This is a genomic window from Streptomyces sp. NPDC043427, assembly GCF_056436655.1.
The window spans coordinates 1-24,262 of sequence record NZ_JBWKCC010000046.1 but is presented as its reverse complement, the minus strand read 5'-3'; the positions used below and the strand labels follow the sequence as shown (position 1 = coordinate 24,262).

Annotated in this window: 26 protein-coding genes and 2 pseudogenes; 14 read left to right on the top strand and 14 right to left on the bottom strand. The window is 70.5% G+C overall.

Features of this window, described 5'->3' with window-relative positions; all coding sequences use genetic code 11:
* Positions 1 to 30: 30 nt before the first annotated feature.
* The gene (locus AC067M_RS43220) at positions 31 to 255 is read right to left on the bottom strand and encodes a hypothetical protein (protein ID WP_478702483.1); all 225 of its coding nucleotides are present in this window, start codon (positions 253 to 255) and stop codon (positions 31 to 33) included.
* Between the two features lie 105 nt (positions 256 to 360).
* Entirely contained in the window at positions 361 to 774 is a 414-nt protein-coding gene (locus AC067M_RS43215) for an ATP-binding protein (protein ID WP_478702482.1), read from the bottom strand.
* A gap of 212 nt (positions 775 to 986) precedes the next feature.
* Between AC067M_RS43215 and AC067M_RS43210 the strand changes: the two genes are divergently transcribed.
* Positions 987 to 1,352: an STAS domain-containing protein gene (locus AC067M_RS43210; RefSeq protein ID WP_478702481.1), complete on the top strand. Its 366-nt coding sequence runs from the start codon at positions 987 to 989 to the stop codon at positions 1,350 to 1,352.
* A gap of 16 nt (positions 1,353 to 1,368) precedes the next feature.
* On the opposite strand, the gene AC067M_RS43205 is transcribed toward AC067M_RS43210, so the two are convergent.
* Positions 1,369 to 2,334, bottom strand: a complete 966-nt coding sequence (locus tag AC067M_RS43205; RefSeq protein ID WP_478702480.1) for a D-2-hydroxyacid dehydrogenase family protein — start codon at positions 2,332 to 2,334, stop codon at positions 1,369 to 1,371.
* On the bottom strand, positions 2,331 to 2,771 hold the full coding sequence (locus AC067M_RS43200) for a carboxymuconolactone decarboxylase family protein (RefSeq protein WP_478702479.1): 441 nt from the start codon (positions 2,769 to 2,771) through the stop codon (positions 2,331 to 2,333). Before AC067M_RS43200 ends, AC067M_RS43205 begins: the two co-directional genes overlap by 4 nt.
* A 175-nt stretch (positions 2,772 to 2,946) precedes the next feature.
* Here AC067M_RS43200 and AC067M_RS43195 point away from each other — a divergent pair, with 175 nt between their 5' ends.
* The 4 genes from AC067M_RS43195 to AC067M_RS43180 all read left to right on the top strand — a co-directional run bounded on the left by AC067M_RS43195 (position 2,947) and on the right by AC067M_RS43180 (position 7,002).
* Positions 2,947 to 3,237, top strand: coding sequence for a zinc-ribbon domain-containing protein (locus AC067M_RS43195; RefSeq protein WP_133932888.1), 291 nt, complete (start codon positions 2,947 to 2,949; stop codon positions 3,235 to 3,237).
* A gap of 152 nt (positions 3,238 to 3,389) precedes the next feature.
* Positions 3,390 to 4,100: a hypothetical protein gene (locus tag AC067M_RS43190; RefSeq protein WP_478702478.1), complete on the top strand. Its 711-nt coding sequence runs from the start codon at positions 3,390 to 3,392 to the stop codon at positions 4,098 to 4,100.
* A gap of 141 nt (positions 4,101 to 4,241) precedes the next feature.
* The gene (locus AC067M_RS43185) at positions 4,242 to 6,344 is read left to right on the top strand and encodes a sensor histidine kinase (RefSeq protein ID WP_478702477.1); all 2,103 of its coding nucleotides are present in this window, start codon (positions 4,242 to 4,244) and stop codon (positions 6,342 to 6,344) included.
* Positions 6,334 to 7,002: a response regulator gene (locus tag AC067M_RS43180; RefSeq protein WP_478702476.1), complete on the top strand. Its 669-nt coding sequence runs from the start codon at positions 6,334 to 6,336 to the stop codon at positions 7,000 to 7,002. The genes AC067M_RS43185 and AC067M_RS43180 overlap by 11 nt, the downstream gene beginning before the upstream one ends.
* A 19-nt stretch (positions 7,003 to 7,021) precedes the next feature.
* On the opposite strand, the gene AC067M_RS43175 is transcribed toward AC067M_RS43180, so the two are convergent.
* From AC067M_RS43175 to AC067M_RS43155, 5 genes are all read right to left on the bottom strand, one after another.
* Positions 7,022 to 7,696, bottom strand: coding sequence for an expansin EXLX1 family cellulose-binding protein (locus AC067M_RS43175; RefSeq protein WP_478702475.1), 675 nt, complete (start codon positions 7,694 to 7,696; stop codon positions 7,022 to 7,024).
* Between the two features lie 185 nt (positions 7,697 to 7,881).
* A complete protein-coding gene (locus AC067M_RS43170) occupies positions 7,882 to 8,700 on the bottom strand; it encodes a hypothetical protein (protein WP_478702474.1) in 819 nt (272 codons plus the stop codon).
* On the bottom strand, positions 8,697 to 9,962 hold the full coding sequence (locus AC067M_RS43165; RefSeq protein ID WP_478702473.1) for a glycosyltransferase family 4 protein: 1,266 nt from the start codon (positions 9,960 to 9,962) through the stop codon (positions 8,697 to 8,699). The genes AC067M_RS43170 and AC067M_RS43165 overlap by 4 nt, the downstream gene beginning before the upstream one ends.
* A 25-nt stretch (positions 9,963 to 9,987) precedes the next feature.
* Entirely contained in the window at positions 9,988 to 10,398 is a 411-nt protein-coding gene (locus AC067M_RS43160) for a ribosomal maturation YjgA family protein (protein WP_478702510.1), read from the bottom strand.
* Between the two features lie 458 nt (positions 10,399 to 10,856).
* Complete coding sequence (locus AC067M_RS43155) at positions 10,857 to 12,248, bottom strand: M1 family metallopeptidase (RefSeq protein WP_478702472.1); 1,392 nt, start codon at positions 12,246 to 12,248, stop codon at positions 10,857 to 10,859.
* Positions 12,249 to 12,388: 140 nt separating this feature from the next.
* Here AC067M_RS43155 and AC067M_RS43150 point away from each other — a divergent pair, with 140 nt between their 5' ends.
* The 3 genes and pseudogenes from AC067M_RS43150 to AC067M_RS43140 all read left to right on the top strand — a co-directional run.
* Positions 12,389 to 13,462, top strand: coding sequence for an NAD-dependent epimerase/dehydratase family protein (locus AC067M_RS43150; protein WP_478702471.1), 1,074 nt, complete (start codon positions 12,389 to 12,391; stop codon positions 13,460 to 13,462).
* Between the two features lie 922 nt (positions 13,463 to 14,384).
* On the top strand, positions 14,385 to 15,461 hold the full coding sequence (gene chvE, locus AC067M_RS43145) for a multiple monosaccharide ABC transporter substrate-binding protein (RefSeq protein WP_478702470.1): 1,077 nt from the start codon (positions 14,385 to 14,387) through the stop codon (positions 15,459 to 15,461).
* Positions 15,462 to 15,558: 97 nt separating this feature from the next.
* Positions 15,559 to 15,807: pseudogene (locus tag AC067M_RS43140) on the top strand (dihydrofolate reductase family protein); the annotation flags it as partial.
* Between the two features lie 43 nt (positions 15,808 to 15,850).
* Here AC067M_RS43140 and AC067M_RS43135 read toward each other — a convergent pair.
* A complete protein-coding gene (locus tag AC067M_RS43135; RefSeq protein WP_478702469.1) occupies positions 15,851 to 16,372 on the bottom strand; it encodes an AAA family ATPase in 522 nt (173 codons plus the stop codon).
* A 658-nt stretch (positions 16,373 to 17,030) separates the two neighbouring features.
* A pseudogene (locus AC067M_RS43130) lies at positions 17,031 to 17,495 on the bottom strand (helix-turn-helix transcriptional regulator); the annotation flags it as partial.
* A gap of 344 nt (positions 17,496 to 17,839) precedes the next feature.
* Between AC067M_RS43130 and AC067M_RS43125 the strand changes: the two are divergent.
* The 6 genes from AC067M_RS43125 (at position 17,840) to AC067M_RS43100 (ending at position 21,511) form a co-directional block, all read left to right on the top strand.
* A complete protein-coding gene (locus AC067M_RS43125) occupies positions 17,840 to 17,983 on the top strand; it encodes a hypothetical protein (RefSeq protein ID WP_478702468.1) in 144 nt (47 codons plus the stop codon).
* A 162-nt stretch (positions 17,984 to 18,145) separates the two neighbouring features.
* Complete coding sequence (locus AC067M_RS43120; protein ID WP_478702467.1) at positions 18,146 to 18,607, top strand: VOC family protein; 462 nt, start codon at positions 18,146 to 18,148, stop codon at positions 18,605 to 18,607.
* A 356-nt stretch (positions 18,608 to 18,963) separates the two neighbouring features.
* Positions 18,964 to 19,458, top strand: coding sequence for a MarR family winged helix-turn-helix transcriptional regulator (locus AC067M_RS43115; protein ID WP_478702466.1), 495 nt, complete (start codon positions 18,964 to 18,966; stop codon positions 19,456 to 19,458).
* A 159-nt stretch (positions 19,459 to 19,617) separates the two neighbouring features.
* The gene (locus AC067M_RS43110; RefSeq protein WP_478702465.1) at positions 19,618 to 20,232 is read left to right on the top strand and encodes a DsbA family protein; all 615 of its coding nucleotides are present in this window, start codon (positions 19,618 to 19,620) and stop codon (positions 20,230 to 20,232) included.
* 44 nt (positions 20,233 to 20,276) lie between these two features.
* The gene (locus AC067M_RS43105) at positions 20,277 to 21,083 is read left to right on the top strand and encodes an MBL fold metallo-hydrolase (protein WP_478702464.1); all 807 of its coding nucleotides are present in this window, start codon (positions 20,277 to 20,279) and stop codon (positions 21,081 to 21,083) included.
* The gene (locus AC067M_RS43100; RefSeq protein ID WP_478702463.1) at positions 21,074 to 21,511 is read left to right on the top strand and encodes a nuclear transport factor 2 family protein; all 438 of its coding nucleotides are present in this window, start codon (positions 21,074 to 21,076) and stop codon (positions 21,509 to 21,511) included. The genes AC067M_RS43105 and AC067M_RS43100 overlap by 10 nt, the downstream gene beginning before the upstream one ends.
* 229 nt (positions 21,512 to 21,740) lie before the next feature.
* On the opposite strand, the gene AC067M_RS43095 is transcribed toward AC067M_RS43100, so the two are convergent.
* The 3 genes from AC067M_RS43095 to AC067M_RS43085 all read right to left on the bottom strand — a co-directional run bounded on the left by AC067M_RS43095 (position 21,741) and on the right by AC067M_RS43085 (position 23,850).
* A complete protein-coding gene (locus tag AC067M_RS43095; RefSeq protein WP_478702462.1) occupies positions 21,741 to 22,286 on the bottom strand; it encodes an ATP-binding protein in 546 nt (181 codons plus the stop codon).
* 425 nt (positions 22,287 to 22,711) lie between these two features.
* Positions 22,712 to 23,407, bottom strand: a complete 696-nt coding sequence (locus AC067M_RS43090) for a GAF and ANTAR domain-containing protein (RefSeq protein ID WP_478702461.1) — start codon at positions 23,405 to 23,407, stop codon at positions 22,712 to 22,714.
* Between the two features lie 293 nt (positions 23,408 to 23,700).
* A complete protein-coding gene (locus AC067M_RS43085) occupies positions 23,701 to 23,850 on the bottom strand; it encodes a hypothetical protein (RefSeq protein WP_478702460.1) in 150 nt (49 codons plus the stop codon).
* Between the last annotated feature and the right edge of the window lie 412 nt (positions 23,851 to 24,262).

Genomic DNA, 24,262 nt, shown 5'->3' with positions numbered 1-24,262 from the left:
CCCCGCGCTGAATCCGCGGACGGTCCGCAGTCAGTCACGAGGCGTGGGGTACAGCGGCCCGACACGGGCCCAGTAGTGCCGTACATGTTCCTCGGCCTGCCGCAGGACCGGGTCGTCCGGCGCCCTGCCGGTCGGCTCCCCGTCGTGCGGCGGGCGGGCGGGGGCCGCGTTCCGGGTGGCGGCCCATCGGAGCAGCAACACCAGGCCGGTGGAGACACCGGCGGTGAGGGCGGGCAGAGCCTCGGGAGCAGACACGAAGCGGTCACCTCGGACAACAGTCAGGCAGGCAGGGGAGGAGGACACCGCGCGGGCTGTCACCGCGGCGGCGCCGACCGGGCGTCAGAAGGGGTTCGGTGCCGGTCAGTCGAGCAGCGTCACGCGTACGGTGACGCGCTTGCCGACGGGCTCGCGCTGGACCTCGTAGCCCGCGCACACGGCCATGACGATCTCCAGACCGTGCTGGCCCACCCGCCCGGGATCCGAGGCCCGCGCCAACGGCAGTACGGGATCGCTGTCCCAGACGACCACCTCGACCGCGTCACCCGAGATCCGCAGCTCGAGCAGAACCGGCCCCGGCGCGTACTTCCTGGCGTTGGTGACCAGCTCACTGACCACGAGCCGGGTGGTGTCCATCGCCCGGGCGGTGACCGGCAGGCCGTGCTCGGCCTGCACCCGGGTGAGGAAGTCGGCCGCGCGATGGCGAGCCTCGGCGATGCAGGAGGAATCGCCGTCCAGAGCAACAGTGGTGTGAATACGACCACGCTGCGGCGCCATACGGCCTCCGCCACTGATCACCGATTGCATACAGTCCGCCCTAGTTTCACGCACACGCCCGCGTGTACCCGCTCGCCCGCCCCGCACGCCTCCCTGTCACCGGAAGCACGCCTGTGCCGTAGCGGAAGGAGGCGGTCTCCCCTCGAAGGATCTACGGCGGTACGCTGGCCCGGTCCGTGGCCGGCCCCCTGACCGACGCCTTTGGGGATACCGTGGCAGAAACCGAGGAACCAGCCGCCCCGCAGCGGCTGTCGATCGCGCACTCCGTCATCGACGGCATCGACGTCGTCGTCCCGCACGGGGAGATCGACCACACGACCAGAACCAACTTCCGCGAGGCACTGCTTCCGCCCGACGGCGCGGGCGCGGGGCGGCTGGTGGTCGACCTCAGTGGGGTCACCTTCATGGACTCCACGGGCGTCAACACCCTCATCGCCGCCCACCAGGCGGCCCAGGCCGCCGAGGGATGGCTGCGCCTGGCCGGGCCCAGGCGCCCGGTCCTGCGCATCCTGCAGCTGGTCGGGGTCGACACCGTCATCCCGTGCTACCCCGACCTGCAACAGGCCCTGAAGAACTGAGCCCGGGGGGCCGGGTTCACCTCGCGTGCAGCAGCCGGACCGGCTCCCCGGCGAGGAAGGCGGCGATGTCCTCCACCACCTCGCCGTAGTACGTGCGGTAGTTGCCCTCGGTGACATAGCCGAGGTGGGGTGTGGCGAGGACGTTGGGCAGGGAGCGCAGCGGATCATGGACGGACAGCGGTTCCGACTCGAACACGTCGAGACCGGCCCCGGCGATCCAGCCCTCCCGCAGGGCCCGCAGCAGCGCCTCCCGGTCGACGATCCCGGCACGGGACGTGTTGACCAGATGGGCGTCCGACTTCATGGCGCGCAACTCGGCCTCCCCGAGCAGACCACGCGTACGCTCGGACAGCACGAGATGGACCGACACGACGTCACTGCGCCGCAGCAAGTCCTCCTTGCTGTTCGCCAGTCGCGCACCCTCGGCCGCCGCCCGCTCGGCGGTGAGGTGCTGACTCCACGCCAGCACCTCCATGCCGAAGGCCGCGCCGACGCGTGCCACACGGCTCCCGATCTTGCCGAGCCCGAGCAGCCCCAGCGTCCGGCCGTGCAGATCCCGGCCCACCGTGGACTGCCAGGGGCCGCCCTCCCGCAGGGCCCCGCTCTCGACCGTCAACTGCCGTGCCAGTCCCAGGATCAGCGCCCAGGTCAGCTCAACCGGCGCGGTGATGCTGCTGGCCGTGCCACAGACCGTCACCCCCGCGGCGGTCGCGGCCGCGAGGTCGACGGAGGCGTTGCGCATGCCCGTGGTCACCAGCAGCCGCAGTCGCGGCAGACGCCCCAGGAGCTCCGCGGCGAACGGCGTCCTCTCCCGCATGATCACGACGATCTCGCAGTCCACGAGCGCGTCGACGAGCTGCTCCCGGTCCGTCACGTGCTCCCGCAGGACCCGTACGTCCACCCGGTCCGCGAGCGGTGTCCAGTCCGCGTGGGTGAGGGCAACGCCCTGATAGTCGTCGAGGACGGCGCACCGCAGGGTCATGCCGATTCACCCGCCTCGCCGGACATCTCGCCGATCACCCGCTCGGCGACCCGGAAGGACTCCAGAGCGGCCGGCACACCGACGTAGACGGCCGTCTGCAGGAGCACCTCCTGGATCTCCTCGACACTCACCCCGTTGGTCAGCGCGCCCCGCACATGGCCGGCGAACTCGTGACTGCGGCCCAACGCGGTCAGCATCGCCAGGTTGAGCATGCTGCGGGTACGCCGGTCCAGGCCGGGCCGGTCCCATACCGCGCCCCAGCAGTACTCGGTGACCAGCTCCTGCATCGGACGCGCGAAGTCGCCGGCCTGCGCCAGCGAACGCTCGACGAAGTCGGCGCCCATCACGGCCTTGCGGACGGCCAGACCGGCCTCGTAGGTGTCGCGGTGCGTGGTGTCGGCGTAGGAGACGTCGGGGGCCGGGGACTCGGGTGTCACGTGCTTCATTCCTCCGCGCGCGTTGATGATGTTGAGAACGCTGGCACAGCAGCCTCCGCCGAAACCGACCGCCGGTCAACCGTGCGAAGGCCCGACGAAAACACCGCCCCGGCGTGCACCAGGCACATCGATGTGCACGACACTGTGCGCAGGCATCGACCCAGGAGGGACCATTATGATCATCTTCGGCACCAAGGGATACCTGTACCAGCTCGCGATACTCACGCTGCTGTGCGGGTACTGCGGAAATCCCTCCGCCCACACTCTGAGGAAGCGCGTCACGAAGTTCACGCTCTTCTTCGTGCCGCTGTTCCCGATCTCCACCAAGCACGCCACGCAGTGCACCTTCTGCGGCGCCGAGCAGAAGATCACCAAGGAGCAGGCGGACCAGCTGCTGGCACAGGCCGCGAGCCCGCACGGCGGTCAGCCCCACGGGCAGCCCCAGCAGCAGCCGTACCAGTCCTGAGCGCGGCCGGGGCCGGTCCCGCCCGAAGGATCGGGACACCGGTCCCATGCTCCCGGGACACCGGGCGCGCCATGGTTGCCCTGTACGTCGCCGCCGGCCCGCAACGGCCGGACGGCACGGGCCCACAGGCAGCACCACTCCACGGGGGAACCATGTCCATTCCGCTCTCCGACCCGACCACAGCCGGCCACCACGCCGTCCCCGAGCCGCCGCGTGCGGCCAGGGAGGGCCGCGGCTGGGCGTGGGGAGGTATCGTCACCGCGCTCGGCGGCCTCGCCGTGTTCGTCGCGGCCGGCCCGCTGTGGCCGTACGAGGACTCCGACATCCTCGACAACGCGCGCATGGTGGACCGGCTCGACGGCTCCGCACAGGGCTGGGTGTTCGTCACCCAGCTGGCGTTCACCGCGGCCGCGCTGGGCGCGGTCCTCTTCGCGGCCGGACTGCGGCGCCGCCTGGAGCGGCAGTGCCCCGCGGGGAGCCTGGTGCCTGCGACGGCGTACCTCGGCATGTTGCTGGTCGGCGTGATGAACCTGGTCGGCGCCGGGATGGGCACGGAGATGTTCCACAACCTGCGCATGCGCGACAAGACCGACCCCGACACGATCGTCGGCGAGCTCGCCCAGCTCGGAACCTACGGATGGGTGTGGTCGGGGCTGCTGCTCACGGCCGCCGCACTCGCCGTCGCCGCGTTCCGGCAGGGCGCGGTGAGCCGTTGGATCGGCGTCGTCAGCCTGCTCTTCGGCTTCCTGGTACTGATCACGCAACTGCTGCCCTTCCAGTACATGGCACTGTTCGCGGGCGTGCCGTACCTGCTGGTGCTGGGCGCCGCCTTCGCCTTCGGCCGCAGGCCCTCGCTGGACTGACGGCCCCGACGCCGGGGCCTCGGAGGAGGGGGACGGCGTACGCCTTTGCGCGGCGGCGGGGCCACACGTTCGACGTATCGACGGCGCACAGACGACGGCGCCGCAGTGACAACCATGACCGCCCGCTGCGAGGCTGGCCCTGTGGGGGGAACAGGCGCGACGGCCCGGCAGGGCGGACACGGCGGGGGCCATCCGGTCCCCGCCGTCGGCGTGCTCGTCGTGACCTGCTCACTCGCGGCGACCGCCCTCATCCTGATGGCCCTGGCGGGCGCCCCCTGGGACGCGACCCAGTGGTACTTCGCCGTCGACACCGCGGACGCGCTGGTGTACGGCCTGGTCGCGGCCGTCGTCCTGAGCCGGCGCCGCCACCCGGTCGCCTGGCTCGTCGCACTGACCGCGGTCGGCGGCGGCGTCGCAGCCGTCACGGCCCAACTGGTCGCGCTGTGGGCGCGCACCGCCGGTCCCGACGCCTCACCGCCGGCCTGGTCGATCCTGCAGGGCACGGCCTGGATACCCGGGACCCTCGCCCTCATCCTGATCGTGCCGTACCTGGTGTCCGACCGCGCCACCTCGCAGGGAGCCCGGGCCGCGATCGACGTGGGCATCCTCCTCGTCGCGGCCCTGCTCACGGTTCGGCTGACCGATCCGTGGCCCTGGCCCGCGATGGGCGAGTCCCACGCCCCGCTCCCGGTGCGCGACGCGGACTGGGCACGCCTGGTCGAACCGACACAACGCGCGCTGCTCGGCGTGGTCGTGGCGCTCGGCCTGGGCGCGGCGGCCCACGCGGCCCTGCGCCGGTGGCGGGATCCGACGGCGCGTGGCCTTGGCTGGCTGGCGATCGGTACGGCACTCGTCGCGGCGACGTTCCTGCCGCTGGTCCTGTGGGCGGACGGGGCACCGGCGTCGCTGCGGCTGTTCACACCGCTCACCCACCTCGCCTCACAGGCGTTCTTCCCGGCCGCCGTCCTGGTCGCGGTGCTGCGTCAGCGGCTGTGGGGTATCGACCTCGTCGTCAGCCGCACCCTGGTGTGGTGGCTGCTCACCGGCCTGCTCGTCGCCGGGTACTTCCTGACGGTCGCCGTATCGGGGCTGCTCCTTCCCGGCGAGGGGGCGCTGGGCCGGGTGCTCGCGACCGCGGCCACCGCGGCCGGGATCCAGCCCGCCCGAGGCTGGCTGCAACAACGCGTGGACCGGCTCGTGCACGGCGAGCCCGCCGCCGGTGCGCTCAGCAGGGTCGGGCGTCACCTGGGTAGTGCGGCCGGGCCCCAGCAGGCGCTCACCGGTATGGCGGAGAGCATCGCCGCCTCCTTCAACCTCGGCTCCGTGCGGGTGCTGGACGAGGACGACGACCCCCTGGTCACCGTCGCCGAACCGGCCGGCGCCCAGCCGCTGGCGGTCCCCCTCGTCGTACGCCAACGGGCCGTCGGCACCCTCGTGGTGACCGCGCGCCCCGGCGAGCGACTCGACCGGCGCGCTCGCACCGCGCTCGACGAGGTCGCCCCCGTCGTGGCGACCGCTGTCCACCTTGCCGCCGTCACCCGGGCCCTGCGCGAGTCGCGCGGCCGGCTCGCCGCGGCCCGCGACGACGAACGCCGTGCCCTGCGCCGCGAACTCCACGACCAGCTCGGCCCCGCCCTGGCCGGCATCGGCCTCGGCCTCGCCGCCGTCCGCAACCTGCTCCCCGACGACTCCCCGGCCGGCCCCCTGCTGACCCGCCTGCGCACGGAGGTCGACGCCCGTGTCGACGAAGTCCGCGTCCTCGCCCGGGGGTTGGTGCCACCCGTACTCGCCGAGCTGGGCCTGGTCCGGGCTCTGCGCGAACTGGTCATGCGTTACGAGGCGGACGGCCTCCAGGTGGTCGTACGCGCCGACAGCGAGCCCGTAGGAGCGGCACTCCAGGATGCCGACGGCGAAGCCGCGCGGGAGGTGCCCCAGGACGTCGCCGGCACCGTGTACGCCGTCGTCGCCGAGGCCCTGCGCAACGTCTCGCGGCACGCCGACGCCCGGACCTGCACGGTGACCCTCGACGGGCTCGCGCCCGGCGCGGGCCCGTGCCTGACGGTGAGCGTCGAGGACGACGGCCGCGGCATGGGCCCGGTGGCCCGGGCCGGGATCGGCACCCAGTCCCTGCGGGAACGCGCCGAGACGCTCGGCGGCACGATCACCTGGCAGCCGGGCGCAGGCGGCGACGGCACCAGAGTCGTCCTGAGGGTGCCTCTTGAGGTGAGCGACCGTGTCGGCTGAAGAGGGCGTACGGATCGTCGTGGTGGACGACCATCCGGTGTTCCGGATGGGCATGACCGCGTTGCTCGGCTCGCTCCCCGGGCTCACGGTGGTGGCCGAGGCAGAGCGCCTGCACTCGGCCGTCGCCGCGGTCCACGCACACGCCCCCGACGTGGTCGTCATGGACCTGCACCTCGGCGACCGTACGCCCTCGGGGGTGGAGGCCACCCGGGAGATCCTGCGGATCCGGCCCGGGACGGCCGTCCTCGTGGTGACCATGCTGGACGACGACGACTCCGTCTTCGCGTCGATGCGGGCCGGAGCCCGCGGCTATCTCCTCAAGGGCGCGGCACCCTCCGAGATCGACAGGGCGGTGCGGGCCGTGGCGAACGGCGAGGTGATCCTCGGTCCCGCGGTCGCCTCACGGGCCGTGGCGTATCTGACCGGCCTGCGCTCCCCGACCGCCCCACCCGTGGCCCTGCCCGAGCTGACCGCCCGGGAGCGGGAGGTCCTCGACCTGGTGGCCAGGGGCCTGGACAACCTCACGATCTCCCGACGCCTCGTCCTCAGCCCCAAGACGGTCCGCAACCACCTGTCCAACATCCTCACCAAACTCCAGGCGGCGACCAGGGCGGAGGCCATCGTCCGGGCCCGCCAGGCAGGCCTGGGCGACACCTGAGGCGACACCTGATTCTGCGTCAGCGCTGGTCGAACTGGGCCTTGCCCCGCTGGTCGACGTTCGGGGTGATGGCGATACCGGAGTCGGTGAGCGTCTGGCCGTAGATGTCCGTGATCCGGATGTCGGAGCCGCAGCCTGCGCCGTTGTCGGAGACGAAGTAGTTGTACTCCTGGCGCGGCAGTTGGCGCCACGTGGAGCCGGTGCGGACCTCCAAGGTGGCGACGGGGTTGCGGTGGTTGCGGACCTGGATACCGCACCACCACTGCGAGGAGCCTTCCTTGTAGCGGTAGGCGACGGTGCCGCCGATGTCCGGACTCACCAGCTTCCACGTGATCGGCACCCGGCCCGCCACCGGGTCGGCGATACGGGCGAAGGCGCGCTCACTGAGATCGATGTCACCGGGTCTGCACTCGGGGCAGCGGTCGACGATCTTCACGGTGATATCGCCCCGGGGGCCCTTGACCTGGAGATACGCACCGCACATGCGCGCGTTGTCGTAGTCGGTGTGGTTGAGCGCCGCGATGCCGATGTCGGCGGTGGCGTCGTAGAGGCAGTTCCCGACACCGGTCGCGCCGTAGAAGGTGCCCTCGCCGGAGTAGGTGGTGCCGGGCTGGACGGAGGCGGACGCCGGTGACGTCGTGGCCCACAACAGGGCTGTGACGCCGGCGAGAAGAGCGAGGGGACTGCTGCGCATGGAGGTGCCTTTCGAGGACGGTGGGGACGTGCTCGAGCGAGGCGATCCTGGCAGTGTTGAAAGATCAATTGAAAGTGCAAATACAGCCACGGGCGCGCCCCCGCTGGCCGCGAGGGTGCCTCGCACAGCGGAGGCACCCCCGGCTGGACGGCGTTCATCCTGTTCGGGCCCGCGCCGCCCCGAGCTCACCCCGCCTTCGTCACCTCGACGGAGAAGTCGTTGTCGGCGGTGTAGAAGGGACGCAGACCGGTTCCCTCGAACGTGACCGTCGGGTAGACGAACACCTCGTTGCGGCCCGCCACGTCGTCGAGCAGACGGGCCAGACGGATGAGGGGTACCTGCACCGCGGGCTGTACGAACACGTCCCAGATTCCGCTCCCGCCGACCGTCTCCGCGGCCAACTCCCCGTGATCGACGGTGAAGGAGAAGCTCCGGCCGTCGTCCCCGACCTGCGGCCGGAGGTCCCACAGGTGGTTGCTGCCGCCCCGCAGACGCAGCCGTACCACGGCCCCTGACTGGAGCGAGGCACCGTGCAGGCGGGCGCCGACCGTCAGGGAACGGTCCGTGAGGGTGATCCGGTCGACCTCGGCGTGGGCGGGGCGCAGCCAGGACCGCACCGCGAGATAGCCGTCCGCGGTGGCGTACGGCACCCGTACGGCCAGCGGCGCCTGCCAGTCCCGGCGGTGACCGTCGACGAGGGCCCGCAGGTCACGCAGGCCAGGACGCAGACGCTGCCGCTCGGCTCCGGGCTCCGGGAGCAGGTACACGTCCCACCGGCCCTCCGCGAGCACGGTGTCGGTGTCCAGAACGGCGCGTCGGCCGCCGTCGTCGGCGGGCTCCAGGTCAAGGACGTGCAGGACCTTCTCGGGCTGCCCCTTCCTCGGCCGCAGCCGCAACAGCAACTGCCGCCCCTCCGCGGGCCGTGACACCAGGTCGAAGACGATCCGGCCCCCGGTGTCGACCACACACCCGACGCGCGGCTGCACTCCCTGTTCAGCGCTCACCGCTGCCCCCTCCGCATCGCGCGCCGCGCGTCGCCGGCCGCCGCGAACGCGGCGTCGCGGGCGGCGAAGCCCTGACTGACCAGCACGCGGTGCACGCCTGCGCGCTCCCGTGCGACCGCTCGCCCCGCCTTCCTCGCCGAGACCGCCTCGGCCATCAGCCGCTCGGCCTGCTCGACCACGCGGCCCGGAGCGAACCGCCGCGCGTTCTCCAGGGCCGCACGGCGCATCCGTCGGCGCCGCTCGTCGTCACGGACCAGCGCCAGCAGGGCCGCACCCATCGCGGCACGGTCTCCCACGGGCACGAGCCGTCCGTCGACGCCGTCCTGAATGATCTCCCCGGGCCCGTAGGGACAGTCGGTGCTCACCACCGGCAGGCCGCAGCGCATCGCCTCGACGATCGTCATGCCGAACGACTCGAAGTCGGAGGCGACCGCACCGATCGAACCCTTCACCCACTCCGCCTCCATGGGAATCGCCGCGCCCATCAGGAAGACGTTGTTCCACAGACCGAGGTCCACGATCAGCTTCCGCAGCCGGTCGTGCTCCTTACCCTTGCCGTAGATGCGCAGCTGCCAGTCCGGGTGTTCTGCGGCGACCGCGGCGAAAGCCTCGATGAGCAGGTCGTAGCGCTTCACCGGCACCAGCCGGCCGGCCGCGACGACCACCTTCGCGCTGCCGTCCGCGGCCGGCAGCACGGGATCCGGCACGCTGTTGGGGAGAGCCTCCACCCGTACGCCGGGCAGCCACATCTGGCGCCGGTAGGCGGCGGCGTCGGTCTCGGTCACCGTGGTGAGCGCGTCGAGCCGACGGTAGGCGCGGCGCAGCATGGTGCGCAGTCGGGGGGGATGGTTGTCCAAGGGGAGGTGCTCCTGCCCGATGCGCACAACGTGGGAGGGAGCCTGGAGCGCGAGGTGCACGTTGAGGCCCGGCCGGGTGCCGATCACCACGTCGGCGTCGGTCGCGGCGAGGCTCTCGGCGATCCGCTGGTCGGTCAACTCGCTGTACTGCCGGTACCGGTACTCGGCGCGGGGGAACACCTTCGCCGGTCTGAGATGTGACGCGTGCTCCTTGTCCTGTCTGAGGTCCACCAACGCCCGCAGCGACACCCTCGGATCCAGCGTCAGGTCCGGGTGCTCCCGGTGCCGCAGGACGGAGACGATCTCCACCTCGTGCCGCTCGGCCAGTGCGTGGGCCAAGTTGAAGGTGGTGGTGATGGTGCCTCCAATCCCGTAGGCGTTATGAATAAGGAAAGAAATCTTCATGGCGGATTAGACGCCGTCAATTTCCCTACAGTTGTGGTTCGTTACCAGTTCGTAGTGCACGCCCGCGCCGTGCGGAGCCGTCGATCCAGCTGGTCAGGAGCCAACCCGCCGCCGCCCCGACCGCATACCAGAACAGATCGGGCGGATTGAAGGTGGACCCCAGCACGAGACGAGCGACCGCACTGCGCCGGGACAGCTCCGCCGGCACGTCACTCAGCTGGAGGAACTCGATCCCCCAACTGAGGACCAACGCACTCGCGGCAGCCGTCAGGGGTGTCACCCGGGGCGCCACGACCACGACAAGAGCGAACACCAGCAGGGTGTACAACGCATCCCCGCCGTACTTGGCCACACTCCCCACCGCCATGCCGCGCAACCCCAACCCGGCCCCGACGATCACCACCGCACTCCCGACCGCCGCGAGACGGATCCGCATCGGGTCGGCGACAGCACGCTCGTGGCTTCCGGAGGCAAGGGGCACAGCGGCATACTTCCGCACCTCCTCCCCGGTGTCTCGCACTTTCCGGCTCCGGCTCGCTCCCACGCACCGCACCCCCGTCACCGCCCCCGCGCCGTGCTGCTCGACGTCCTGCGCGACCGCACGGGACACGTGGTGCTCCTGCACGGGGCCGACTGGACCGCGCTGGCCGAGGCAGCGGAAGCGATCAGAGCGGGAGCCGCACCCGGCACATCCGTCCCCGACGGCCCGCTCCCCGCAACCGCCCCGCGGCTGCAGACCATCGCACCGTCCTCGGAGCCGCGCCTACCGCCCCGGACACCCCGTCCGCCCCGGGCTATCGCGACACCGGCGCCGAATTCGCCCGCCTCTATCGCCCCGAAGGCCTTACAGGCTTCGTCATCCGCCTGGACGGCCACCTCGCCACCCGCTTCCCCTCACTGGATGTGGTGTTCTTTCCAGAACGGGCCGAGGTTCGTGCTGCTCAGGCTCTGGGCTTCCCTTTTGAAGTCGGCGGTGGTGGAGACGCCGTACCAGTGATCGCGGGCGTACTGCTTCAGCAGGCGGGCCATGGGGCCGCTGCCGAGGGTGCGTTCAAGGTCTGCGAGGGCGCAGGAACCGGCGGTGTAGATCAGGTGGTATTCGTTGCGGTGTTGACTCCAGTACGCCATCGAGTTGGTCAGGAGGGCGTCGCGGGGCCAGTCCTCCTGCTCCCAGCAGTCGTGGGTGTCCCAGCCGTAGTAGCGGGCGTTGGCGTACTGGGCGAAGCTCTCGTCGAGCCAGGGTGCGTTGTATTCGTCGTTGCCGACGATGCCGTACCACCATTGGTGGGCGATCTCGTGGACGACGGCACTGCCTTCCTCGGTCGTGCCGAGGAGGACGAGGCCGGGATACTCCATGCCGCCGCCGAATTCCGGCGTCATGACGAGGTCGATCTCGCCGTACGGATAGCGGCCGAACTCCCTGCCGAACCGGTCGACGGCGCCGATGGCGTCCTTCCGGTTGAGGCGTACGCCCACGGCGGACGTGCCGGGCGCCCAGTACGAGTTCACGCGCACGCCGTCGGGCGAGGTCTCGGTCGCGGCACGGAAGGGCCCCGCGGCCCACGCGAAGTCCCGTACCCGGCGTGCGCTGCTGAGGGTGACGGTGCGTCCGGGGCCGCCGGGCCCGCTCTGGGTGCGGCCGGTCGCGGGGACCTTGAGGGCGGAGGGGTGGTCGAGGCGCACCCGGAAGTCGCCGGCGAGAGCGTAGAAGCTCTCGCCGAGGGCCACATACGGGTCGAGATGCCACCCCTTCTTGTCGTGTACGGCCAGCACGGGCAGTGCGTTGCCCAGGAAGCGGAAGTTGCCCTCGCGGCCGAAGCGGCTGTTGCGCCGGGGCACGGTGATCGACACGTCGAAGGCGACGGCCGTCCGCTGACCGCGCGCGAGCGGCCGGGGCAGCGTGATGCGCAGTGCCGTGCAGTTCACCGTGGGGCGACCTGCCGTACCACCACGCACATGAGTCACGGTCACGGGGGAGGGGCTGCCGGGCGCACCGCAGGCGTCGTCGCCGTTGCCCCACAGCCGTAGGTACACCTCGCGCAGAGGCCGGTCGGAGGCGTTGCGGAACGTCACCCGCTCCCGGCCCGTCCAGCGCGAGCCGTCCGCGTCGGAGCGCAGCGTCACGTCGTAGCGCAAACCATCGGGCGTAGCGGCCTCCGCGCTCGCCCGCACCGGCGGCGACGCAACGGCATCCGCCACGGTGGCGCCCGACGCCACGAGCGGCGCCAGCAGGACGACGAGCAGACGACGACGGGTTCTCGACCACCACACGGGTAACGACGACATGGCAGTGGATCTTGCCACAGCACCGCCGACATGCATCCCCGCACCGGGAAACTCGAAGGGGCGACTCCACTTCCCACCGAGTGGCCCGCCACCTTGCTCCGGGATGTCACATCGCGGCGGACCCGGTCGGTCGTATCTGTATGACGACGCACACGAACCAGAGCCAGGAAGCCCAGAGCCAGGAAGACCAGAACCAGGAAGACCAGAACCAGGAAGACCAGAACCAGGAAGACCAGAACCAGGACGATCAGAACCAGGAAGACGAGAGCCAGGAAGACGAGAGCCAGGAAGAGAAGACGCGACGGCAGAACCAGAGCGTTCTCCTCGCGGGTGCGAGCGGAGTCCTCGGCCGCCATGTCACTCGCGCCCTCACAGAGTCGGGGCACAAGGTCACGGGCCTGGGCCGGGGCCCGGCCAACGGTGTCCAGGCCGATCTTCTGGACCGCGACGCACTGTTGCGCGCCGTGAAGGGCCACCACTTCGACACGGTCGTCCACGCCGCCACCGCCCTGCGCGACGCCCCGCTGCGCCACCGAGACATGCACGCCACCAACGCCCTGCGCATCGAGGGCACCGCCCACCTGATCGAGGCCGCGCAGGTCACCGGCGCGCGGCGGTTCGTCGCCGAGTCGATGGTCTTCGGATACGGCTACGGCGATCACGGCGACCACCCCCTGACCGAGGAGGACACCTTCGGTCCCCGCGGCCGCACCGCAGAACTGGAGCGGCACATCGCGGCGATGCGCATCAAGGAGCAGCTCACCTTCACCACACCGGGTCTGGAGGGTGTCGCGCTTCGCTTCGGGCTGTTCTACGGACCCGGTGGCACCGACGCCCTGCTGCCCCTGCTGCGGTGGCGCAAGCTCCCCGTGCCCGCCGACCGGGGCCGGGTCCTGCCGTGGATCGAGCTCACCGACGCGGCGCGCGCGGTGGTCGCGGCTGTCGAGCGCGGGCGCCCCGGCGAGGCGTACAACATCGCGGACGACACACCGACGGGCTTCACCGGCCATGTCCGCGCCGTGGCGGAACACTTCGGGCTGCCGAAACCGATGACCGTCCCGCTGTGGCTGCTGAGGCCCATGTCGTACGCCCACACGATGATGTCGACCACCCTGCGCGTCTCCACGACGAAGGCCCGGCACGAACTGGACTGGGCGCCCGCCTACCCGTCCATGCAAGCGGGACTCGCCGCGATGCCGCCCAGACGGCAGTGAACGGGCACCGGGCGTCTCGGCCTTCCCGGCACCGGCCGGGCGAGCGACGGTCACGAAACCGGGGATCCGGCGCGATCCGATCACAAGGCGGGCAGCTCGTGACATCCGCGGGGTGACCGGGGGAGCCCTCTTCGGGCGTGGCCCTGACCAGTCCGGAGCTCACGGCGTGCTCATCGATACGGTGAAGGTGGGCCCAGCGCCCCCTTGCGCTGTCGGCTACGTCCACGGCGTGATCGCAAAGGACCAGGCGTGCCAGCGCCTGGCGGGTGAAAAGGGCCCCGTCAGCGTCGTAAGGGGTCGTCTCAGTCATCCGCCCGGACTTCCCGGGCCGTGAGCGTCGAGTACCCGGCCCTGCGCTGAAGCCGTCTGCCGACAGTCAACGGCTTTGTAGAACCGTTGCTGTTGGTCCCGTTGACACTCTGGAGGCGCCCTCTTAGTCTCGCGCCAGCATTCCGACCGTATGGCGGTATTTCGAACGGCTGAAAGGCGTGTGTCCTGCGCATCACCGGGATCAGTACATTTGTGGCCGGAATGCCCTGGCGCGGCCTGACGTGCGTACAGGTTCACGCCGAGCAAGGCGCCATGAGGGTCGGTGATCTGCGGGAAGCCGAGGAGCTCGGGGTCCGGTCCAGGCGACGGGCCGTGCGATCAGAGCCTCGACCGTCTCGGCGAGGCCACCGCCCGACTCTTCAAGCCCGCTGGAAGGCGTGCACCAAGATCCCCGACAGCCTCGGCTTGCGCGCGCGGTTCCGCGAGGCCGCCGGACTGAGCCCAACGCCCCAGCGCACCGCCCGGCCAGGAGTCCGGTCTGGCCCTCGGTCTGCTCGCCGCCTTCCGCCCGGCCCCGCCGCACCGCTTCCCCGCCGTTACGTCTGGTACGCCGTCACCCTCTCAACGCCGAGAAGAACAAGGAACGATCACCATGCGCAACCGAAGAGCCGTCCTTGCCGGGGCTGCCTCCCTCGTCCTGACCTTGGCCGCCTGCGGTCAGAACAGCGGGAGCAGCTCCAAGGTCGGCACGATCGGCATCGCCATGCCGACCCAGGCCTCCGAGCGCTGGATCACTGACGGCAAGAGCGTCGTCAAGGATCTGAAGGCCAAGGGGTACGAGACCAAGCTGGTCTACGGCGAGGACGACCCGAAAAGGCAGGTCGCGCAGATCGAGGACCTGATCAAGCAGGGCGTCGATGCGCTGATCATCGCGGCCATCGACAACGAGTCGCTGAACGGCGTGCTCAAGCAGGCCGCCGACGCGAAGATCCCGGTGGTCTCCTACGACCGGCTCATCCTCGGCTCGAAGAACGTCGACTACTACGTCTCCTTCGACAACGAGCAGGTCGGCCGGCTCCAGGCCCGCTACATCATCGACAAGCTCGGTCTGGAGGACGGCAAGGGCCCGTTCAACATCGAGTTGTTCGCCGGCTCCCCGGACGACAACAACACCAAGTACTTCTTCGACGGTTCGATGCACCTCCTCCAGCCGTACCTGGACAGCAAGCAGTTGGTCGTGCATTCCGGCCAGACCGCGCTCAAACAGGTCACCACCCTGCGCTGGGACGGGCCCACCGCCAAGAAGCGCATGAGCCGCATCCTCTCCGCCTCGTACGCGAACAGGAAGGTCGATGCGGTCCTCTCTCCGTACGACGGCATCTCCATCGGCGTCCTGTCCGCACTCAAGTCGTACGGCTACGGCTCCAGCGGCAAGCCGCTGCCCATCGTCACCGGTCAGGACGCCGAACTGGCCTCGGTGAAGTCGATCATCGCGGGTGAACAGTCGCAGACCGTCTACAAGGACCTGCGCCAACTCGCCGAGGTCGCCGCGAACATGGTCGACGACATACTCAACGGCAGGCAGCCGAGGGTGAACAGCAGACGGGCCTACAACAACGGTGCCAAGCCCGTGCCCGCCTACCTGCTGCAGCCGACGAGCGTCGACAAGTCCAACTACGACTATGTCCTGGTCCTGGGCGGCTACTACACCGCCGCCGAGCTGGAATAGCCGCACTGCTGGGATCGAGGGGGGCTCACCGATTCGTAACCCGCACACGCTTCACGCGGGAGCGGTGATTCGGGCGGCGGATCGGGCCCGCACCGGCATGACTCGAATCATCGCTGACATTTCGGTCTCTCTCGACGGCTTCGTCACCGGGCCCGACCTCGGCCCGGACAACGGTCTGGGCACCGGCGGCGAGGCCCTGCACACCTGAGCGTTTTCCGACGACCCCGCCGACCGCCGGGTTCTGCGCGCGGCGACCGCCCGCTCGGGCGCCGTCGTTCCAGCCGTTCGGCTCTTCCACGTGGTCGACGGGCCGAACGGATGGGACGACGCGTCCGGCTACGGCGCTCCGTGTTGCAGCCCGCGGCTGTTCTTCGCGTGGCGGGCGGACCTCAACTCTTGACGGCCTCCGCGATCTGCAGGGCGGCCTGGGCGGGCGTGAGATGCGTGGTGTCGACGACCTCGGCCTCGCTGTGCAGCCACGAGCGGGCCGCCTCGGCGTAAGGCTCCAGGTATGTGAGGCGGAAAGGGGAGGGGCCAAGAACAGTGTCCCCCTCGATGCGCCGGCGGAGGGTGTCCTGGTCGGCGTGGAGGACGAAGTGCCTCACCGGGATGGCGTGTTGCGCGAGGCCCGTGCTGATCTCGCGCCAGTACCGCTCGACCAGGACAGTCATGGGCATCACCAGAGTGCCGCCGGTGTAGTCGAGTACGCGGCGGGCGGTCTCGACTACGAGCGGCCGCCACGGCGGCCAGTGCTGGAAGTTGTCCGTCACGGGCAGCCCCGGCGTGATGTCCATGAGTGTCTCGCCGAGCTTCTCGGCATCCAACACCCTTGAATCCGGGATCAGTTGCTGCACGAGAGCACTGGTCGTCGTCTTGCCTGCGCCGTGGGTGCCATTGAGCCATACGATCACGGAGCCCGATGCTAGCGCCGTACGGGCCGCGGAACGGGCACAACAAAAATCCGATACGGCTTCGGCGTTTCCCAGGGGGTCGTCAACCCTCAAGATCAGGTGTCACCCCTCTCGAACGCCAGGAAGTCGGGGCTGATGGCGGGCGAGTTTCGGGGTACTTGGGTCGGCATGGCACCGGAAACTGATCACGCTGAATCCGTACGAGCCCTACGGCAGCTGCGCCGGATCCGCACGTTCTACGCCGGGGGCGCCGTCTTGTGGGCAGCCTCGGCTGCGTCAGTGGGGTGGGAGGACCCCGGAAGCCGGCAGATGTGGGTATCGATAATTTTCCTGGCGGTCTTCACCGGTCTGTTGTCCGCAACGTCCCTATGGCTGTGGCGCCAGCAGGCCGTCCGCCCGGGCGCTCCGGCGCACCATGCCGCTCCGCGGAGGCCGGCCTGGCGCCGTCACGCCAACGCCTGAGGCGGAACCTGCCGATCGTCGCGATCGAGGTCGTAGGCGAGGAGCTGTCAGCGCCGCTCGGAGGCGACTAGGGTCTTTCGTTTGGATCAGGCCGGACCCCGCGAGCCCGGCATGATCCAAACGAGAGGCCCTAGGTGTACTGACCCGCAGCGTTGTTCACGGGGCTGATCGGGGGCCGGCCGCCGCGTGCGGTGTGGCAGGCTCTGGCCGGCGTCATGAGCGTCTCGGGCGACCGGCGTGCGGCCCGCACCCAAGAACTCCACCGAGCCGGAGAGGGTGTGCACCTCGTGCCGCAGCCGGGTGGGGCTGCACCCGGTCGAGCTGGGTCACTGCCCGCAGTGAACCGTCGTCGGCGCTTACGGTCGCGCCACCCGCGCCGGTGACCAGGAGAGCGCGGTGGCGATCGCCTCCTCGTGGTCGAGAAGCAGCGGCGGCAGGTCCTGCCCCGGGGCGAGCTGGTAGCCGCCGACCCCCCCGGCTGGCATGCACGGGATAGCCGAGCGAGCGCAGCCGCTCGGCATCGCGGCCGTACCGTGCGCGGCGTTACCCCGAGCCGGTCGGCGAGCTCGGGACCGGTCCGGATCTGGCGCTGCTGCAGCAGTCCGAGCCAGGTGAGCACCCGCTCCGTCGTACCCCGCTCGTCACTGCTTGCCGCGTCCATGTTCACCCACCCGGGCAGGGATAGCGGACCGTACCTGTCCGCTACAGATGTCAGGGTGGCCCCATGGACGCAGACGAACTCGCCTGGAACCGGACACTGCGCGAGCAGTGGGAGTGCCACTGGAACCACCAGCTCCGCGGCCGGCTCGACGGTCTCACCGACGACGAGTGCTTCCGCTCGCCGGTGCGGGGCGCGTGGAACGTACGGCCGCGCGGCAGTTCGACGGCGCCCGTGCAGTTCGGCACCGGGCACTTCACGATGGACTTCGCTTTCCCCGGCCCCCTTCGCCGGCCTTCACCACATTCGCCTGGCGACTCGGTCACGTCATCGTCGGCGTGCTCCCCATGCGCAACGCGGCGCACTACGGCGCGCCGGCGGCGTCGTACGAGACCTGGGAGTACGCCGACGGCGCGGCCGGCGCGCTCGAGCAGCTCCAGCCACAGCTCGACATCTGGCAGGCCGGAGTGGCCGGTCTCGACGACGCCTGAGTCCGGGTCCCGGTCAGCGCGAAGGAGCACTTCCCCGAGGCGCCCGTGGCCGTCCGGGTGCTGCACATCCACCGTGAGCTGATCCGTCACCTGTCCGTCCGAGGTCTGCCCGCTGCGCGCCCCTTACCGGCACACGAAAACCGCTACGAACGGAGCAAGGCGATGAGCCGTCACATCCAGGTCACCTTCGACGCCCACGACCCGCGGGCGCTGTCGAGCTTCTGGCGCGACGTACTGGGTTACGTCCACCCCGGCCCGCCCGGCCTCGACCTGCCCGAGGGTGCCGACCCGCTGGCCGCGTGGGACGACTTCCTTGCGCGGGTCGGCGTACCGGAGGAAGAGCGCAACACCAGATCGGCCATCGAGGACCCCGACGGGCATGGCCCACGGCTGTTCTTCCAGCAGGTGCCCGAGGACAAGGTCGCCAAGAACCGCGTCCACCTCGACGTCCGCGCGGCTCCCGGACTACAGGGAGCGGAGCGCATGGCGGCGCTGGAGGCCGAGTGCGACCGGCTCGTCGCACTGGGAGCGACGCGGCTGCGTCGCCACGAGCCCGCACCCCCGATGAGCGCCGGCTTCATCGTGATGACCGACCCCGAGGGCAACGAGTTCTGCCTGGACTGACGCAGCTCAGCCGCGATCGCGTGGGCCGGCCTTACGGCCTTGGTGCCGAGGAGACAGGGCGCTGCTCCAGCGGCGGAGTCGGCGGAGAATGCCGGAGTCGGACGGCGTGGCGGTGGGCGGCCAATGGCGGCCCACCGCCGTGTCGAGCCATGGCAGCGGTGCAGGCCCTCTCGGACGACGTACCGTGCGAGGGCCTGCACCCCCGTCGGAAAGCTGCCGACAGTCGGCCGCCTCGGATGGGAAACGTACTGATCCGGTGCCCAGGCCGACGACTGCCCGCGCCCGCAGTCCTCCTCGGCGCACGGCATGATCGACGGACGAGGCGGGCGGCAACGTACGAGAAGGGCGGGGCAGACGTGGACGGGCAGGCGGAGATCTCGACGGCCGAGGAGGCTGCGAACAACGCGTCGGTGTTGGCCTTCGGGCGGTTGCAGGGGGCGGCTAACCGGCTGGAGTACATCCTGGGACGAGCCTTGGAGCAGGAGTGCGGCATCAGCCATCTCATGTTTGAGGTGCTGCTGATCCTGGGGCGGGCCGGCGAGCCCGGGCTGTCGATGCGGGCCATCGCCCAGGAGCAGGTGCTGACCACGGGAGGCGCGACCCGGCTGGTGGACCGCATGGAGGCGGCCGGGCTCGTCGAACGCGCCGAGGACCCCGGTGACCGTCGGGGGCGGCTGGTGCGCCTCACGCCGAGGGGGGAGGAGACCGCGGTCGCCGCGTCCCGAGTGCACGTCGAGAACATCAGGCACTACTTCCTGGAGCCCCTGCCGCCCGAGGACCGGGAGCGTTTCGCCGAGAACCTGCGCATGCTGAGCCACGCGGCGCGGGACGTGCTGCCCCGCCTGCCCTGACAGCGATGTCGAGCGGCCGGATACCGGCCGTTGCCCATTGGCAACAGCACAAGGTGTGGCGACCGCCACACCCGCAAGGGAATATCTGACTAAGCAGATACTGTTCAGTCAGATGAATAGCCCGCGCCCGGCGGGCACCGCACCATGCCGAGGTCCTCGATGAAGCTCGTCTACGTCTTCGACGCCTACTGCGGCTGGTCGCACGGGTTCTCCACAACCCTGCGCGAGGTCGTCTCCCGCCACCCCGCCCTGCCGGTGGAGGTGGTCTCCGGCGGCCTGTTCACCGGGCGTCGGCGCGTACCGATCCGCGAGTTCGGCTACGTCCAGGGCGCGAACGCCAAGATCGCCGAACTGACCGGCGCGCAGTTCAGCGAAGCCTACGAACAGCTGATCGCCGACGGCACGTTCGTCATGGACTCCGAGGCCGCCGCGCGCGGCGTGGCCGCCCTGCGCCGGACTGCCCCCGGCCGGGCGGCCGAGCTCGCCACCGCTGTGCAGCACGCCTTCTACGTCGACGGCCTGGACCTGTCCGAGTCAGCCACCTACCAGAAGGTCGCCGATCAAACCGGACTGGACGCCGACGCCGTCGTGGCCGCCTTCGAGGCGCCCGAGGCTCAGGTGGCGGCCGAGGCCGACTTCCGCCGCGCCGCCGAGCTGGGTGTCACCGGCTTCCCCGCCCTCCTGGCCGTCGACGGCAACCGCGTCACCGCCCTGGCCCACGGCCACGCCACCGCCGACGAAATCGACCGGCGCCTGGCGTCTCTGACCACGTGACCCCTCTCCCCATACGTCCCGAATTCCCCTCCGAGGAGCCCGACATGAGCGCCCTCTCCTTCAAGATCCTGGACCTCGACTTCCCGGCCGGATCCAAGAACAAGACCGCCACCCTTGTCACCGGCGAGAACGAAGCACTGCTGGTCGACGCCGGCTTCACCCGCGCCGACGGCCACCGCTTGGCCGCCCAGATCCTCGACTCCGGCAAGACGCTCACCACCGTCTTCGTCAGCCACGGCGACCCGGACTTCTACTTCGGCGCCGAGATCCTGGCCGACGCCTTTCCCGACGCGCGCTTCCCGGCCACCCCACTCGTCATCGAGCACATCAAGCACTCCTACGAAGGCAAGCTCGAGGCGTGGGCGGCCCTGGGGGCGAACCTGCCCACCCGCCTGGTCGACCTCCAGCCGCTGACCGGGGCCCTCATTCTGGAGGGCCACCGCTTCGAGCTCAGGGGCGGCCCCGCCGAACTGCCCGACCGCCACTACCTGTGGCAGGCCCAGCACCGCGCGATCCTCGGCGGTGTGCTGCTGTTCCAGCAGGAGCACGTCTGGGTCGCCGACACCCCCACCCCCGAGCACCGCTCGGCCTGGGTGAAGCTGCTGGACGAGATGGCCGCGCTCCAGCCCGAACTGGTCGTGCCCGGTCACCGCCTGCCCGGCACGCCCGCCGACGCCTCCGCCATCACCGCCACCCGCGACTACCTGCTCGCCTTCGAGGAGGAACTGGGCAAGGCCACCGACGGCGCCGCGCTGACCGACGCGCTTGTGGCGCGCTACCCGGACAGCGGCATGCTGATCGCCGCCCAGATCGGTGCGAGGGTCGCCAAGGGCGAGATGAAATGGGGCTGACCACCATGTCGCACGGCAGCATCGACTTCGCGACCTCCACCGCCCCCGCCGACGTCGTACGCCGCCAGTACCTCGCCTCGGCCGCCGGTGACCTGGAAGCCCTGCGCGCCACCCTCGCCCCGGACGTGGAGTGGACGGAGATGGCCGGCTTCCCCCTCGCGGGCACCTACCGCACCCCCGAGGGCGTCACCTCTCGCGTGATGGAGAAGCTCGGCCAGGACTGGGACGACTGGACCGCTCACGACGACACCTACGTCGTCGACGGAGAGCACGTCGTCGTCCTCGCTCGCTACACGGCCGTCAACAAGGCCACCGGCAAGCCGATCGACGTCCGCGTCGCCCACCACTTCGTCATACGCGGCGGGCTGATCGTCCGCTTCGCGCAGTTCGTGGACACCGCCCTCATCCGTGAGGCCATGACCACCTGACCCACCACACCACCGACCCGTACGCCGCGGCACAGCACGGACCATGGACCGCGGCGTACGGCGCCGCTTCGAACGTGCTCCTGGTGAACCCCGGCGAGGAAATACTGCCCGGAGGCCCGGCCCCGCCGGGTCTCACACCGCGTGGGCGGGGCTGAGCACCAGGGAGACCGGCTGGGCCGCCCTGCGGCGGCCGCCGGGCCGGCCGCCTGGAACACCCGGTTGGGCAGGGTCAGCGGCCATTCCATGATTCAGCCGGGAGGGGCTTCGGGGCGGTCATGGCGGCTGCTGTGTTCCGCCCGAACGGGACAGCACTGGTTTTACTGCTCGGGGTGAGGCGCAGGTAGGCGGTGATCTGCTTTCCCGAAGCACGGGGAGCGACGGCGACTCTGTCGCTCACCGTGTGCACCAGGTGCAGTCCGTGGCCGCCGACGCGGTGCCGGTCGCGCTTCTTCACCACCGGTTTCTCCGTGGAGGTGTCCCACACGGTGATGGCCAGCTCCTCCCCGGACAGCTGTAGCGCCATCCCGCAGGGGCCCGGAGCATGCACGATTGCGTTCGTGACCAGCTCGCTGATGACGAGTCCGGCGTCCAGGGCCAGCGAGTCGGGAACGGCGGTGCGGCCGGCGTGAGGGGCGTGGGCGAGGAAGGTGCGCAGGGCCTGACGCGCGTCGACCGCGCGGGCCGCGACTGCGGCCCAGACTGCGCCGAAGCGCAGCGGGGCGTGCTCGTCCGTGCCGTGCTCATCTGCCGCCTGCTTCATAAGCGGGATGACCATGCGGAGCTCTTTCGTTGTTGTCGCCGTTCTTGGACGGCTTTCCCTGTTCGGCTACCCGGGCACTGACCGCGCACACGGAGGCATCCGCCCGGCGCCCGCCTTTCCGTGTGCAACGGGTACGTGCGCCGGGCGGGCCGGGTCCGCTCATCAGCCTCGGTGAAGCCGTCGCAGTGATCTCGTGATCGTTCGGCACGGAGGGTGTGACACGTGGGGCGCCGGTACGCTGTCATCAGCGGGCCGTGACCACGGCTCCGGCAAGGCCCGCTTCCCCCCTGTGCGGGTTGTTGCCCCGGGGCGGGCAGGTGTCATCCCCCGTCTTCTGCCCGACTCCGCTGCTCTTCTGAGCCCTCGCCCATCTCGTCGGCACGCCAGGACTGCGCGCCCGCTCCTGACAACAACGCCGCAATGGAGCGGAAGCCGGATGATCAGGCCGGGTCGGTGCGATCGTCCCGGATCCGCTGGGCGACGTCGCGCAGCTTGACGTTGTGATGCTGCGAGATGCGGCGCAGCACGTTGAAAGCGTCGTCCTCGCTCAGCCGATGGCGTTCCATGAGGATGCCCATGGCCTCGCCTATGGCGTGCCGGGTCTCCATGGCGTGCTGGAGCTGGTCGATGGTGCGGGCATCGGCCAGGGCGACGGCGGCGTGCGAGGCCAGCAGCCAGCCCGCGGTTTCGATGTCCTTGCTGAAGGCGCCCGGGCGGCGGGCATACAGGTTCAGCGCGCCGAAGTCCTCGTCGTGGGTGTAGAGCAGTATCCCGGTCATGCTGCCGATGCCCAGGTCGCGGGCCGCCGCGGCAAACCGCGGCCAGGCCGGCTGGGGCTGGGTCGTGTCCGCGATCCGAAACACGCGCTCCCCGCCTGCGTGGTGCTGGGCGAGATCGAAGCAGGGCCCCTCACCCAGCTCCCCCTGCAGTCGGTCGGATTCCGCGACCATGTCCCCACAGGAGGCCAGCGTGACGGCCCGGCCCTTGCGCACCGCCAGGATCCCGGCCGCGTCACAGTCGTCCACCATGTTCACCGCCGACGCCGCGATCTCGTCCAGCGTCCCCTGCACCGACTCCTGCGCCAGCAAGTTCCGCGCGAGTCGGGCCATCTCCTCGGCGAACTCCCGCCACTCCATCCGCCACCCGCCTCGATCGCCAGTCCAGCAACCCCTACCCACAGGCCGGCCTTTCACCCGTGCTTCCAAAGGCCCGTGACACAGGCCGACCGGCGGCCCAACAGGGCAGAACACTCTTGCTCGAAGCCCGACCCACAGCGCGCACGGTGTCGGACAGATACAGCTGCCGCACCGTCATCTGTTCTCGCCCGGCAGCTCCGCCGACAGACACCAGTGGCCACCGCGCTGTCGAACAGTGAGGCGAAGAGGCCGGCGGAGTCGAAGCGGGGCGCGCACCACCAGTCGACTGTTGATCATGTGCTCGACTGTGTTCCTCTCCTCTTAAGAGGTCGGAGGCGGATCTTGGTCTCGTCCTCGCTGCCGGGCAGGGCTGTCATGATGACGATCTTGAGCTCGGAGTCGCCGTCGGTCAGGACGTCGCAGTCCACCGTGACCGGGCCCACCGGCAGGACCGACCGCGGCCGTACCCGTTGCCGATGCCTCTCTGAACTGACGCCGAGGTCCCAGGCGGGCAACGACGCAACCGTCGGCAGTGGTGGTGTCACGGACCTTGCGAGGGCAACGTCTACGGGCCGCTCCACGGGCATGTATGTGTCACCGTCCCCTGCGCCTGGAACCACGTGGGCCATGATGGAGCCGGCGCTGGGCTCCGGGCCTGCAGGGCCTGCAGGGTCTGTGTAGGCCCGGGCCCGGGGAGCATCCGGCGTCGGCGGTCACATGCGGAGCGGAATACGGATCGCAAGCCCTGCGGCGCAAGCCACCTAGGGCCTCTCGTTTGGATCATGCCGGGCTCGCGGGGTCCGGCACCGCGCCTCGCCGCGTTGTCGTCGGTCGGCAGGGCTCCGCCCTGCCGCC